Origin of the sequence: Azoarcus sp. TTM-91, assembly GCF_012911025.1 — a bacterium.
GTDB lineage: Bacteria > Pseudomonadota > Gammaproteobacteria > Burkholderiales > Rhodocyclaceae > Azoarcus.
This window is the reverse complement of sequence record NZ_WUEI01000124.1, coordinates 1-12,373: the sequence shown is the minus strand read 5'-3', so window position 1 is coordinate 12,373 and position 12,373 is coordinate 1. Positions and strand designations below refer to the sequence as shown.

The window sequence follows — 12,373 nt, the reverse complement described above, 5'->3', positions numbered from 1 at the left end:
GCCCCACAGAGATCCCCGGACCTGCCCCGCCGGTACCGGGACCGCCGGAGGAGACAAGAACATGGCCAAGCTGCTGATGCCCAGCGCAGAAGCCTCCACCGCCCAGGTGCCGCCGGAGCAGCGGCTCGCCTTCTGGGAATCCCACAACGCCTCGACCCTGGTCGGCCTCACCTGCAGCACTTACGACCCCGCCGGCCTGCAGGCGCAGGAGCGCAACTACGACCTCGGCGCGGTGCGCATCACCGAGATCAGCGGCAACCAGCATGTGATAGAGCGGCCGGCGCGCATGCTGCGCACCCATCCCAAGGACTCGGTGTTCGCCTGCGTCCTGCTCGAAGGCAAGGCCTTCTTCTACCAGGGCGGCCGCTGCATGACGCTGGCGGCGGGAGACGTCATCGCCTACTCCACCGACCTGCCTTATCTCTATGGTTTCGGCGGGCCGATGCGGCAGCTCATCGTCGAAGCGGACTTCTCGCAGCTCGCCGCCACCAGCCGGGCGGAACGGCCGCGCACGCCGCTGAAGCTGGACACGCGCCTGCGCAGCGCCCGCCTGCTCGCCGCCGCCCTGCGCGACACCGCACGCGATTTCGTGCAGCGCCCGGACGGCGACAGCGCGCCGGCGGTGGCCGCCCGCGCCCACAGCCTGCTGCAGCGGCTGGTGACGCCGGCGACGGCCCAGGCGGAGCTGCCGGACCACGGCGCCTGGCGCCTGCTGCAGGCGGAAATGCTGATCGCCGAACGGCTGGGCGACCCCACGCTGGATGCCGCCACCGTGGCCGGCGCGCTGGGCCTGTCGCCCCGCCACCTCAACCGCCTGTTCGCCACCCACGGCTGCACCGCCACCCAGTGGATCTGGGCCCAGCGCCTGGAGCGGGCGCGCGAGGAGCTGGCCTCACCCCGCGCCCGCCGGCTCAGCGTGGGTGACATCGCCTATCGCTGGGGCTACGGCAGCCAGGCCCACTTCTCGCGGGTGTTCAAGGCCCGCTACGGCCTCAGCCCGGGGCAGACGCGGCCTTCCTAGCCCGCCGGCGCCATCTCAGATCCGCTCCAGGCACAGCGCGATGCCCTGCCCGCCGCCTATGCACAGCGATACCACCGCCCGGCGCTCGCCAGTGCGGCGCAAGGCATGCGCCGCCTTGACGATGAGCACCGCGCCGGTGGCGCCTATCGGATGGCCGTGGGCAATGGCGCCGCCATCCACGTTCAGCCGCGCCTCGTCCAGCCCCAACTCCGCCTGCACCGCCAGGGCAATGGCGGCGAAAGCCTCGTTGATCTCGTAGCGGTCCACCGCCTCCGCCTGCCAGCCGGCGCGCTGCAGGGCCTGCCGTATCGCCGGCACCGGCCCCAGGCCGAAGAAGGCCGGCTCCACTCCGGCCACCGCCATGCCGCGTATCGCCAGCCAGGGTTCCAGGCCCCGCGCCTCGGCGGTCGCCCGGCTGCAAACCAGCATGGCGGCGGCCGCGGCGTTCACGCCCGGCGCATTACCGGCGGTGATGCTGCCCTCCGGGCGGAAGGCGGGCTTCAGCCGCGCCAGGGTCTCCACCGTGGTGTCCGGCCGGTTGCCTTCGTCGGTAGCGAAGCTCACCGTGCCGCGCTTGCCGCTCAGTTCCAGCGGCGCGATCTCGGCGACAAAGGCGCCGGCCGCCTGTGCCGCGGCGAAACGCTGCTGGCTGCGCGCGGCATAGGCATCCTGCGCGGCGCGGCTGAGCTCGTAGCGGCTGGCGAGGTCCTCGGTGTGCCAGCCCGAGTGCCGACCGGAGAAGGCATCATTGAGACCATCGCGCAGCATCGCATCCACCACCTCCGCATTCCCCATGCGGGCGCCGAAGCGCATCGCCGGCAACAGGTAGGGCGCGCGATCCATGTTCTCCATGCCGCCAGCCACCACGATTTCCGCCAGGCCGGCGGCGACCTCGGCATAGGCGGAAACCACCGCCTGCGCACCCGAGCCGCACACCCGGTTAACCGTCAGCGCCGGCGCCTCCACCGGCAGGCCACCGGCAATCGCCGCCTGCCGTGCCACGTTCATGCCGCCTCCCGCCTGGATCACATTACCCATCACCACCCCCTCCACCTGCTCCGGCATCAGACCGGCGCGGTGCAGGCTGGCGGCAATGGCATGGCCGCCCAGCGCGGCGGCCGGCATGTCCTTGAGGCTGCCGCCAAAACTGCCGATTGCGGTGCGCACCGGGGCGCAGATCACGATCTCCTTGTCCATGTCCATCTTCCTCAAGCTGTGTGGCGGCGGTGCCCAGTCTGCGCGATTCCGCGGCAGCCCTGGCACCGGCGGCGCAGTGGCGAGCAGAGCCCGCCCCCGGGCGCGGAGCGCTCCTGGAACATCGGGCCGTCACGATTAAATTACGATCATCATTTTTCAATCATGATTATCGTCATCTAACAAGTCAAGCCGCGCCCTCCCACCGGTCGCCACCGCCCCGGGAAAGGGAGTGACGGGCGATGCACCGTAAGCCGCAGCGCCCGGATCCCGCCCTGTCGCGGCCGCCAGCGGACGCATGGAGCTGGCCCGCGGAGTCGGCTACAGTGGCAACCCCTCCCCTTTCCCGCGCCGATGAACCGCACCGACCGCCTGCTCGCCCTCATCCTTTTCCTGCAAGGCCGCCGGGTGGTCACCGCGGAGGAAATGGCCGGCCACTTCGGCCTCAGCGTGCGCACCATCTACCGCGATATCGCCGCCCTGGGGGAGGCTGGCGTCCCCATCGCCGCCGAAGCTGGGGTGGGCTACCGGCTGGTCAAGGGCTACCACCTGCCGCCGGTGAATTTCACCGAGGAAGAAGCCGCCGCCCTGCTCACCGGCGGGGTGCTGGTACGCCACCTGACCGATGCCTCGCTGGATGCGCGCATGGCTTCGGCGCTGGCCAAGGTCCGCGCCATCCTGCCGGCGCCGCAGTTGAACCGCATCGACCGCCTGGAGCGCGGGCTGGGCACCGCCACCCAGGTGGAGCCGCCCTCGCAGGCACCGCTGGATCTCCTGCAACAGGCGCTGGCGGGTTGCCGGCTGCTGCGCTTCCTCTACCGCGGCGCCACCCAGACCGTCGCCACAGAGAGAGTGGTGGAAGCACACGCGCTGGTGCATTACCTCGGCCGCTGGCACCTGCTGGCCTGGTGCCGCCTGCGTGGCGACTGGCGCGATTTCCGCAGCGACCGCATGGAGGCCACCGAACTGCTGGAGGAAACCTTCACGCCTCGCGCCGGCACCGCCGGCCCCCTGTCGGCGGCCGACTTCATCGACACCATCCTGCCGCCGGCGCGCGAGTGGGCACGGGTAAGGTTCACGCTGCTGGCGGCGGACAGGGCGCGGCGGGAGTGGTGGCAGGGCGTGCAGGACATCGAGCCGGGCCCGGGCGATGAGGGGCAGGTGACGCTGGCACTGGCTTCATTTGACCTGCATACCCTAGCCAGCTGGCTGATCGGCTTCGGCACCGAAGTCTGCGTGCTGGAACCGGCAGCGCTGCGCGACCGCCTGGTCGCCCTTGCCCAGGCAGCCGCCCGGCACCACGCCACCGTGCCCGCCGCCGGCCCCTCAGCCTCCTGACATAGGGCTGTCAGTGGGGGGCGGCACAGTGGCGGCCTCACCAACCGAAATCGAGGCCGCCATGTCCACCCCAATCCTGCTCGCCCCGCTCGCCCGCCCCAAGCCACCCGCAGCGCAGGCCTCGGCGTCGCCTGCCGGCACGCCGGCGCTGCCCGCCGCCGTACGCGGCTATTTCGCCGCTGCCAATGCGCAGACCTCCGCCGGCCTGGAGAACTGCTTCGCGGAAACCGCGGTGGTGGTGGACGAAGCCTATGAGTACCGCGGGCTGGATGCGATCCGCGTCTGGCGCGATGAATGCGGCGCCAGGTATCAGCCGGTAGTGGAGATCCTGGCGGTGGAGCATGGCAGCGGCGGCGTGGCCGTCACCGGCGAAGTTTCCGGCACCTTCCCCGGCAGCCCGGTCGCCCTGCGCTATGAATTCAGCCTGCAGCGCGGCCGCATACGGCGGCTGGAAGTCCGGCTGGCGCGGAATGCGTGATAAGAATCGGGGGAAGGAACGAGCCCGTGCCGCACCGGCCACACAGGCGGAGGGCGGCAGAAAGACGCCGTCAAGCGCCCCCTCTGCATTCCGCAGCCACGCCTAGCCTGGGGCGACTTTTTTCCCTGCCCGGGTAGAGAGGGCCGAAGCGCTCGAAGGCGCGCTCGGCGCCTGACCGCGGCCGGCCCCGCCCACGGCGAGGCGATCGGGGACTTCGGCGCGGCACCCGCCCTCTCCCCAAGGCGGCCCTGCCACGCCTCGATTCAAGACCCGGGTTCGAGGTCTGCTCCGGCCGAGCGGCCAGCCACCCGCCGCCCGCCTCCACTCTCCGGCTTAAAAGCGCAGCCCCGCCCGCAACGGCTCGGAGATCGCCTGCGCCACCGGCAGATTGTGGCCGGCCTGCAGCCGTGTCCACGGCGCGCGGTAGCGGGCAGCGGTGGAGCGCATCCAGGGCACCGGCATCACCCGGTCGCGATCGCCGCTGATCAGCGCAACCGGCGTGCGCACCTGCTCCACCTTCACCGTGTCCGCATCCCGCAGCACGTTCGCCGCGACTTCGCGGGTGCGTTCCCCGGCCAGGCCGGACAGCAGCGAGGCCAGTTCCTGATCGCGCGGCACGTCGGGCGGCACCGGCGCCAGCAGCACCGCCGCCGGCCGTTCGGACTGCTCCAGTTCGCGCTGCACCAGGTAGCCGCCCAGCGAATGGCCGACCAGGCGGGTGTTCTCCGGCAGGCCGGCGAGCACGCTGCGCACGTCCTCGAACAAACGGGCGAAGGTGGGCGGCGCGGCCTCGCTCCTGCCGTGGCCGCTGAGCGACAGCGCATGCGCCGCATAGCCTTCGCGGGAAATGTCCGCCATCGCCGCCCGCCACTGCCAGCCGTCGCCGCCGGCGCCATGCACCAGCAACACATGGCCCTTGGGCCGGCCGCGGGGCAGGCTCTTGAAGATCTCCAGCCGGCCATCCGGGCCACCGCGATGCGCCTCGCTGTACACGCTTTTCTCGCGCGGCAGCACCTGCAGGCAGGCCAGCGCCTCGTCGCCCTCATAGTGGGTGGCCAGGCCGAAGCGGCGCACCAGGCGGGTCATCGCCAGGTTGCGGCGCATGTAATGCACGTACATGCGGGTGAGGCCGAAGCGGCGGGCGCGCAGGATGGAACGCTGTATCAGCCGGCTGGCGATGCGCTGGCCACGGTAGCCGGCTGTGATGGACAGGCCCAGCTCGCCCACCGCGTAGCCGTCTTCCTGCATCACCGCGAGATGGGCGAAGCCGATGAGCTTGCCGCCATCCCAGGCGCCTTCGGCGACGTCGCGGTTGTAGTTGAGGCCGCGGGCGTAGGCCAGCAGGGTCCGGTCCGGCGTGCTGGCGCCGAAGCGCAGGGCGCGGTCTTCACCATCCAGCCCCAGCAGATGCAGGGCGAGGGCGGCTTCGTCGTCTGGCGACAACGAAGCGAAGCGGTAATCCATGATTCTCTCCGGGGGCCGGGGGAGGCCTTTTATGTTTGCTCGCACTCTAGACGCGATGCTGCAACGCAGCAAACGATAAATTCTCCGGCTACGCCTGAAATTAATTCAGGCCGCTCCCGCGATGCCGCTCCGCTTGCCCTGCGGCGAGCAGCAGACAACCCCTGACTCAACCCCGCCCCAGATGCCGGCCGGCCTCCCGCCGGCTCAGCGACGACAGCCGCCCGCCCTCGCCTTGCAGGAAAGCCAGTACCGCTGCGGGATCGTGGCGCGCATAGTCGCGCAGCGCCCAGCCTATCGCCTTGCGGATGAAGAAGTCGGGCTCGCCGGCGAGCGCCAGCGCATAGCGGAACAGGCGGCCGCTATCGGTCTCCGCGCGCCAGCCGAGCTGGTGGATCATCGCCACCCGGCGGCGCCACAGGTTTTCATGCTGCAGCGCGTCATCCATGCCTGACTGGGCGTCCACCGCCCCTGACCGCCGCGCCCGCCTAAGCAGGTCGCCCACCACGCCGGCGAGGCTGTCCACCGTGTCCCACCAGGCGCCGCGGGCAGCGAGGGCGAGCAGCGCCTCCACATGCGCTGGCGTCAGCGTTTTCCATTGGCGGGCGAGCAGGTCCACCGCCACGTAGTGATACTCCCGCTCCGGCAACGTCCACAGCGCGTCGGCCACGCCCAGCAGCGCCTGAGCCTCCAGCGGCTGGCGGCAGAAGGCGGCAGTGGCGCTGCGGCGCAAGGGCATGGGAACGCCGAGGAAGAGGAAACGCCCGCGCATGTAGGCGCGCATCGCCTCCGCCCGCGAGGCGTCCGCATGGCCAGCCAGCATTCCGCGCACCGCCTCCAAGTATGTCTGGTAAGGATTCATCCCGTCTCCCTGTCCGCCGCGGTCGTGCCAGGGCGGACTTGCCCAGCGCGGGCATCCGGCACATCGCTGCCAAAGTCTTAGACCGTCCGGCGGCCCCCACCGCACCTGCCGGATGGAAACCGCCGGAGCCCGAGGGGTCGCCCCGCCGGTGCATAGCGCCACTTGGCTGCGCAAACCGCGGCCCTCCCCATTTAACGCTTTCCGCCGAGCGCGCCGCCACCTCCCTGCAAGCCGGCTCGCCCAGCCTGGGGCGGCATTGTCGTATTTCCCTCCTTGAAGCAGGGCTACCCGCTTCCTAGGCTCCGAGCACCGCCACGACCACCCCGGCCGGGCGGCTCTCACCGGCTCAAGGAGACTGCCATGTCCGACTCCAAATCCCTGCTGCTTTCCCGCGATCTGCAGGTTTCGGTGGACCGCGCCGCGCTGCGCGACGCCATCTCGCGGCTGCGAAATCCCGGCGCGAACCAGGAATGGTGCGTGGCCTGCGGCGCCGGCAAGGGCATAGAGCTGACCGACAAGCTGGACTGGGTACAGAAGCAGGCGGCGCCCATCCTCGAGGCCCGCGCGCTGAAGGAGTTCGTCGAAGGCCTCAAGGACCTCGGCACCCAGGCCTGGTGTGTGGCCTGTGGCGCCGGCAAGGATGCCAGCCCGCTGGACAGCGTGATCAACCCGGCCGACATCAGCGATGAGTTGATAGACGCCGTCGCCGCCCGCCTGCTCGGCGCCGTCAAGGTGGGCTGAAGCCATGGACGTCGCCCCCGCCCCGCTACGCCAGATGCCAGCCGAGGCGCCGTCGCCGGCGCCGCGGCTGGACACCCTGCACTTCAACGCCACCAAGAGCTGCAACCTCGGCTGCACCTTCTGCTACGACAAGGCGGTGCGCGGCCGCACCGAGAACCTGCCGCTGGAAACCGTACGCGAAGTGGCAGCGGATGCCGCCGCGCTGGGCGCCCGCCGCGTCATCCTCTCCGGTGGCGAACCGCTGGCGCGCAGCGACTGGCGGGAGGTGGCGAGCGCCTTCGCCGCCCACGACATGGAAGTCTCCCTCGCCAGCAATGGCACCCTGTTCAGCGCCGGAGCGGTGGCCTTTCTGGCCACCTTGCCCAAGCTCAGCCTTTCCATCTCGATGGATGGCGGCCCGGCGGTGCACGACGCCTTGCGCGGCCAGCGCGGCGCCCATGCCCGTACCCGCGCCGGCCTGCGGCGGCTGCATGCGGCGGGGCTGAAGTTCGACATCAACGCCACCATCTTCAGCGCCAACCTGAAGGAGGTGACGGCGCTGACCCGCATCGCCCGCGATTTCGACTGCACCATGCGCCTCTCCCTGCTGCACCCCAACGGCCGCGGCGAGCACCTGGAGGAGCGCGCGCTGCTCACGGAAGAGATCATGCAGCTGCGGGAGTACTGCCATGTGCTGCGCAAGCGCGCCGGCCTCAACATCTTCGTGAACCTGCCGCCGCTGCTGCAGTACCTGGACGAGATCATTCCCGGCCGCGGCGTGGCCTGCGGCTGGGCGGAGAACTTCTGCGGCGTGCTGGCGAATGGCGATGTCTCCATCTGCGGCGTGGCCAGCGACGAGCCGGCGCTGGTGGCCGGCAACGTGCGCCAGCGGCGCTTCCGCGACATCTGGCGGGCGTCGCCGCTGTTCCACTACACCCGCTCGCTGCGCACCGCGGAACTGCATGGCGTCTGCGGCCGCTGCCCCTTCAACAGCGTGTGCGGCGGCGCCTGCCGGCTCTCCGCCTTCCGCGAGCAGGAGGACTTTCTCGCCCCTTACGCCCTGTGCCAGCACTTCTATGACGCCGGCTACATCCCGGAGCATCTGCTGGAGGATGCGCCCGCCGGGCCGCCCCGGGTGGCGCGGCCGCCAGCGCCGCAGCGCCTGGGCGGCAGCCTGGCCGGCATTCCGGTGCGGCAGGCTTGAGGAAGAAAGCAGCCAGACGGCCGGAACCACCTGCCGCCGCCCCTCTCCGCCGATCCGTGCGCAGCGGGGGCGGCCCTCATTGTTGGCCACTGCTGGATAGTCAAACCAGAAAGCAGGATTTATCGCGCCGGCTTCCAACAGAATAATCCGCTTCAAGGACCCGCCCCGGCGGGTCTTTCCCTAGCGAACAGAAGCGGAGAAAGGCATGAACACAACAGAGCAATCCCCCCAGGTCGCCATCGTCACCGGCGCCTCCCGCGGCATAGGCGCCGCCATCGCCCGCCGGCTGGCCGAAGACGGTTATGCGGTGGTGGTCAATTACGCCGGCCGGGTCGCGGAAGCGGAGGCGGTGGTGCAGTCCATCGTTGCGGCAGGCGGCCAGGCGGTCGCGGAGCAGGCCGACGTATCCGAGCCAGCGGCGGCGAAACACTTGTTCGACGCAGCTGAACAAAGCTATGGCCGCGTCGACGTACTGGTGAACAACGCCGGCATCATGCCCGCCAACCTGCCCCACCTCGGCGACACCGACGACGCCACCTTCGACCGCCTGTTCGCGGTGAACGTGAAGGGCAGCTTCAACACCCTGCGGGAGGCGGCGACCCGGCTGCAACAGGGCGGCCGCATCATCAACTTCTCCACCAGCGTGATCGGCCTCGCGCTGCCGGGCTATGCGCTGTACGCGGCGACCAAGAGCGCCATCGAGACCATCACCAACATCATGGCCAAGGAGTTGCGCGGCAGGGATATCCGCATCAACGCCGTCGCCCCCGGCCCGACCGCCACTGCGCTCTTCCTTGATGGCAAGACGCCGGAGACGGTGGAGCGCCTGGCCAAGATGGCGCCGCTGGAGCGGCTGGGCACGCCGGAGGACATCGCCGCCGCGGTCGCCTTCCTCGCCAGCCCGGCCGCCGGCTGGATCAACGGCCAGACGCTGCGGGCCAACGGCGGCATCGTCTGAACCGGACCGGCGCCTGCGCCATGCCGGGGCCGCCCCGGCGTCGGCGAAATTTACAACCGCCCACGGTCAGCGCCTGAGCCTTGCCCGGCAAGCCCGTGAGCATGCGCCAAAACGCCTTTGGCATATTCATTGCTTGTTGGATAAAAAAACCAACACCAATGGAGAGAGCGGCGGCAATGAGGAAACTCGAGCTTGCATTGCTGGCCGTGCTGGCCGGCGCCCTTCCTGCGGCGCCGGCCGCGGCGGCACCGCTGGAGTGGAAGACGGCACCAGCCCCGCGCGCCCTGCTGCAACTGGAACCCCCTCTCCTCGCCCTGGCTCCATTACCGGCCGGACAGGCACCCCGGCATGCAATGGTGGCGGCCGCGCTGCCGGGCCGCCCGGCCGAGGATGCCGGCAGCGAGCACCCGCCCGCCTTCGCCGCCACCGCTTTCCTGCAACTCACGCTGCCACCCGCACTGCCTCCCCCACTGGCTGCCCCGCGCAGCGGTGAAAGCCCCGACATCGGCGACATCGGCAGCCAGGGCAGCAGGCTGGGGCCGGATACCCGCTTCATGCTGGCCTTCGGCGCCAGCGCGCCTTGGCCCGGCAGCTTGCAGACGCACACCTTGCCTGCGCCCGCTCCCCTCACCCTGCTGCTGTTCGGCCTCGGCCTCAGCGTCTACGGCGGCGCCCGGCGGCGGCGCCGCAAGCGCTGAGGCGGAGCAAGGAGCGTTTCAGCCTGCCGTCTGCCGGCGCGGCACCACCAGGCGGGAAGTCAGCACCTGCAGCACGTCGCCGTGCTGGTTACGGGTTTCGCTGCGCAGGGTGACGATGCCGCGATCCGGCTTGGAGCGCGAGGGCGTCACCTCCAGCACTTCACTCACCACCGTCAGCACGTCGCCCGGCCGGGTAGGCCGCGGCCAGCTCAGTTCGCCGCCAGCGCCGATGATGCCGCCGGCGATGGGCGCGCCGCCCTCCACCAGCAGCCGCATGGTCAGTGCCGCAGTGTGCCAGCCGCTGGCGGCCAGGCCGCCGAACAGGGTGCCGCGCGCCGCTTCGTCGTCCAGGTGGAAGGGCTGCGGGTCGAACTCGCCGGCGAAAGCCTTGATCTGGCTCTCCTCCAGCGCATGGGAGGCGCTGGTGAAGCGCATGCCCACCTGGATGTCATCCAGGTAGTAGGGCTTGCTGCGGTCGAACGGGGTCTGCTGCGCGGTGTGCTGGGCGGTCTGTTGGGTCATGCCTGCTCCTCCTGCCTCGTCGGGCGGTCTTGGCCGCGCAAGGGCGCGGTCCTCGGGGTTGGGCCTCATAGATTACGAGCGTAATGTATGATGTCAAGCAATGCGGCAAAGACCGGCCGCCAGGAGCAAGAACATGAAAGTGAGCAGGGAACGCGCCGCCGAGAACCGCGAGCGGGTTCTGGACGTGGCCTCGCGGCTGTTCCGCGAAAAGGGCATAGACGGCATAGGCGTGGCCAAGCTGATGCAGGAGGCCGGCCTCACCCACGGTGGCTTCTACGGCAGCTTCGCCTCCAAGGCGGCGCTGGCGGCAGAGGCCTGCGAGCGCGCCGGTCAGCAGTCGGTGCGGCGCTGGCGGCGCATCATCGACGGCGCCCGCGGCCGGGGGGAGGATCCCTACGTCGCGCTGGTCGCCGCCTATCTCTCCCCCGCCCACCGCGACAACCCCGGCCAGGGCTGCATGTTCACCACGCTGGCGGCGGAAGCGCCACGCCACGAACCGGAGCTGCGCCAGGCGCTGGGCGCCAACCTGCAGGACTTGCTGGAATTGCTGCGGGAGGTCGCCCCCGGCGAAGACGCGGCCAGCCGCGACACCCGGGCGCAGACCACGCTATCGACCATGGTGGGCGCCCTGATGCTGGCACGGGCCTTGCCGGACGAGGCGGAATCCGGACGGCTGCTGGCCACCGCGCGCGCCAGCCTGCTCGCCGGGCACAGCGGCGAGGAGCGCTGAGCGCCGCGCCGCTGCGGCCGCCTCACTCCTCCATCAGCATCTGCTTCAGGTAATCCGGCAGGTTGGACAGCACCAGCGTGCCGGCCTCGCGATCGTACTGCACCGCGCCGGAGCGCAGGCTGGCGCGGTCGAACTCCAGCTTCCACTCCTCCGCGCTGGCCTTGAAGCGCACCAGCGGGCGGATGGCGCGGCGGTCGGGCACGAAGCCGCTCGCCAGCTTCACGTCCTCCGCGGTCAGCGCCTTGCTCAGCTGCTCCGGCTGCTCCGGCCACACTTCCTTCGCCACCTCGTCGATCGCCAGCGGCGCGCCGCTCTCGCCCAGTTCGTCCAGGTAAACGTGGGCGCGCTGCATCAGCGCATCCCGCGCCTGCGGCTCCAGGTGCTGGGTGTCGGCGAACTGCGTCAGCGTCTGCACCAGCTTCTTGGTTTCCTTCAGCGCGATCACCACGTCGCTGCAGCCGATGAAGCGCTTGAACCAGCCGGCGACGTCGCCCCGGCCCTTGAGGAAGCTGATGTAGCGCTCGTCGCCGCGCTGCCAGCCAGTGAGGTCGATGCGCCCGGCGGCACGCAGCTCGTTCAGGTCCAGGTAGCTGCAGTCGAAGATGTCCAGGTTGCCATTGACTGCGCTGCCCACCTTCTCGCCCACCAGCGCCACCCACAGGCAGTCGGTGTCGCCTTCCTTGATGCGGCTGATCACCACATGGCCGCCGCTGTCCAGTTCATCGTCGGCGCAGGCTTGCAGCAGCTCCATCATCTGCCGCGACAGGCCGATGAAGTCCGTCTTGCGCTCGACCACGTAGTCGCGCACCAGCTCCACCATCGGGAAAGTGGCGATGTCGGCCTCGAAGTGGCCGTAGCCCTTGCCGGCCTTGCTCGCGTACTGGCTGCACAGCTGCTCCACCAGCCGCACCGCGGCGTTGTCCAGCACGCAAGCGGTGCTGCGCAGCTCGATGCCCGCCGGCCCTTCCGGCCCCTTCACCAGCTTGTGGACGACCAGATCGGTAATGGTGTGTTGAACCTCGGACATGCGTGCAACCCGGAAAAGACGAAGGGCGGCGATTGTCTCACGCCGCCCTCTTCAAGCCGACACGGCGAGACTGTATATTCGTACACATACCCGAGAGAAAAGGACGCCCCCAATGCTGTCTCTTATACACATCTGACGCTGCCGACGAATTAGACGGTGG

Annotated in this window: 13 protein-coding genes; 8 read left to right on the top strand and 5 right to left on the bottom strand. The window is 70.2% G+C overall.

What is annotated here, in order from left to right; all coding sequences use genetic code 11:
• Positions 1-61 precede the first annotated feature (61 nt).
• Positions 62-1,021, top strand: a complete 960-nt coding sequence (locus GRF61_RS20800; RefSeq protein WP_169152534.1) for a helix-turn-helix domain-containing protein — start codon at positions 62-64, stop codon at positions 1,019-1,021.
• A gap of 15 nt (positions 1,022-1,036) precedes the next feature.
• On the opposite strand, the gene GRF61_RS20795 is transcribed toward GRF61_RS20800, so the two are convergent.
• Positions 1,037-2,218, bottom strand: coding sequence for an acetyl-CoA C-acyltransferase (locus GRF61_RS20795; RefSeq protein ID WP_169152533.1), 1,182 nt, complete (start codon positions 2,216-2,218; stop codon positions 1,037-1,039).
• Between the two features lie 351 nt (positions 2,219-2,569).
• On the opposite strand from GRF61_RS20795, the gene GRF61_RS20790 reads away from it, so the two are divergent.
• Positions 2,570-3,553, top strand: a complete 984-nt coding sequence (locus GRF61_RS20790; protein ID WP_169152532.1) for a YafY family protein — start codon at positions 2,570-2,572, stop codon at positions 3,551-3,553.
• A 61-nt stretch (positions 3,554-3,614) separates the two neighbouring features.
• Complete coding sequence (locus GRF61_RS20785) at positions 3,615-4,031, top strand: nuclear transport factor 2 family protein (RefSeq protein WP_169152531.1); 417 nt, start codon at positions 3,615-3,617, stop codon at positions 4,029-4,031.
• Positions 4,032-4,364: 333 nt separating this feature from the next.
• Here the strand turns inward: GRF61_RS20785 and GRF61_RS20780 are convergent, their stop codons facing one another.
• Entirely contained in the window at positions 4,365-5,495 is a 1,131-nt protein-coding gene (locus GRF61_RS20780; RefSeq protein WP_169152530.1) for an alpha/beta fold hydrolase, read from the bottom strand.
• A gap of 166 nt (positions 5,496-5,661) precedes the next feature.
• A complete protein-coding gene (locus tag GRF61_RS20775) occupies positions 5,662-6,354 on the bottom strand; it encodes a DNA alkylation repair protein (RefSeq protein WP_169152529.1) in 693 nt (230 codons plus the stop codon).
• A gap of 360 nt (positions 6,355-6,714) precedes the next feature.
• Between GRF61_RS20775 and GRF61_RS20770 the strand changes: the two genes are divergently transcribed.
• The 4 genes from GRF61_RS20770 (at position 6,715) to GRF61_RS20755 (ending at position 9,934) form a co-directional block, all read left to right on the top strand.
• Positions 6,715-7,095: a hypothetical protein gene (locus GRF61_RS20770; protein WP_133588061.1), complete on the top strand. Its 381-nt coding sequence runs from the start codon at positions 6,715-6,717 to the stop codon at positions 7,093-7,095.
• Between the two features lie 4 nt (positions 7,096-7,099).
• Positions 7,100-8,278 (top strand): radical SAM protein, encoded by a 1,179-nt coding sequence (locus tag GRF61_RS20765; protein ID WP_169152528.1) that lies wholly within the window; start codon positions 7,100-7,102, stop codon positions 8,276-8,278.
• A 205-nt stretch (positions 8,279-8,483) separates the two neighbouring features.
• Positions 8,484-9,236, top strand: coding sequence for an SDR family oxidoreductase (locus tag GRF61_RS20760; protein ID WP_169152527.1), 753 nt, complete (start codon positions 8,484-8,486; stop codon positions 9,234-9,236).
• 176 nt (positions 9,237-9,412) lie between these two features.
• On the top strand, positions 9,413-9,934 hold the full coding sequence (locus tag GRF61_RS20755) for a PEP-CTERM sorting domain-containing protein (protein ID WP_169152526.1): 522 nt from the start codon (positions 9,413-9,415) through the stop codon (positions 9,932-9,934).
• Between the two features lie 18 nt (positions 9,935-9,952).
• On the opposite strand, the gene GRF61_RS20750 is transcribed toward GRF61_RS20755, so the two are convergent.
• Entirely contained in the window at positions 9,953-10,456 is a 504-nt protein-coding gene (locus GRF61_RS20750) for a MaoC family dehydratase (protein WP_169152525.1), read from the bottom strand.
• A 133-nt stretch (positions 10,457-10,589) separates the two neighbouring features.
• On the opposite strand from GRF61_RS20750, the gene GRF61_RS20745 reads away from it, so the two are divergent.
• A complete protein-coding gene (locus tag GRF61_RS20745) occupies positions 10,590-11,186 on the top strand; it encodes a TetR/AcrR family transcriptional regulator (RefSeq protein WP_169152524.1) in 597 nt (198 codons plus the stop codon).
• 22 nt (positions 11,187-11,208) lie between these two features.
• Here GRF61_RS20745 and GRF61_RS20740 read toward each other — a convergent pair whose 3' ends face one another.
• Positions 11,209-12,213: a nucleoid-associated protein gene (locus GRF61_RS20740; RefSeq protein ID WP_169152523.1), complete on the bottom strand. Its 1,005-nt coding sequence runs from the start codon at positions 12,211-12,213 to the stop codon at positions 11,209-11,211.
• Positions 12,214-12,373: the final 160 nt, after the last annotated feature.

Bases quoted from the DNA above. Each gene is read 5' to 3' on its own strand.
- GRF61_RS20800 (WP_169152534.1), top strand. From the start codon at position 62: ATGGCCAAGCTGCTGATGCCCAGCGCAGAAGCCTCCACCGCCCAGGTG.
- GRF61_RS20795 (WP_169152533.1), bottom strand. From the start codon at position 2,218: ATGGACAAGGAGATCGTGATCTGCGCCCCGGTGCGCACCGCAATCGGC.
- GRF61_RS20790 (WP_169152532.1), top strand. From the start codon at position 2,570: ATGAACCGCACCGACCGCCTGCTCGCCCTCATCCTTTTCCTGCAAGGC.
- GRF61_RS20785 (WP_169152531.1), top strand. From the start codon at position 3,615: ATGTCCACCCCAATCCTGCTCGCCCCGCTCGCCCGCCCCAAGCCACCC.
- GRF61_RS20780 (WP_169152530.1), bottom strand. From the start codon at position 5,495: ATGGATTACCGCTTCGCTTCGTTGTCGCCAGACGACGAAGCCGCCCTC.
- GRF61_RS20775 (WP_169152529.1), bottom strand. From the start codon at position 6,354: ATGAATCCTTACCAGACATACTTGGAGGCGGTGCGCGGAATGCTGGCT.
- GRF61_RS20770 (WP_133588061.1), top strand. From the start codon at position 6,715: ATGTCCGACTCCAAATCCCTGCTGCTTTCCCGCGATCTGCAGGTTTCG.
- GRF61_RS20765 (WP_169152528.1), top strand. From the start codon at position 7,100: ATGGACGTCGCCCCCGCCCCGCTACGCCAGATGCCAGCCGAGGCGCCG.
- GRF61_RS20760 (WP_169152527.1), top strand. From the start codon at position 8,484: ATGAACACAACAGAGCAATCCCCCCAGGTCGCCATCGTCACCGGCGCC.
- GRF61_RS20755 (WP_169152526.1), top strand. From the start codon at position 9,413: ATGAGGAAACTCGAGCTTGCATTGCTGGCCGTGCTGGCCGGCGCCCTT.
- GRF61_RS20750 (WP_169152525.1), bottom strand. From the start codon at position 10,456: ATGACCCAACAGACCGCCCAGCACACCGCGCAGCAGACCCCGTTCGAC.
- GRF61_RS20745 (WP_169152524.1), top strand. From the start codon at position 10,590: ATGAAAGTGAGCAGGGAACGCGCCGCCGAGAACCGCGAGCGGGTTCTG.
- GRF61_RS20740 (WP_169152523.1), bottom strand. From the start codon at position 12,213: ATGTCCGAGGTTCAACACACCATTACCGATCTGGTCGTCCACAAGCTG.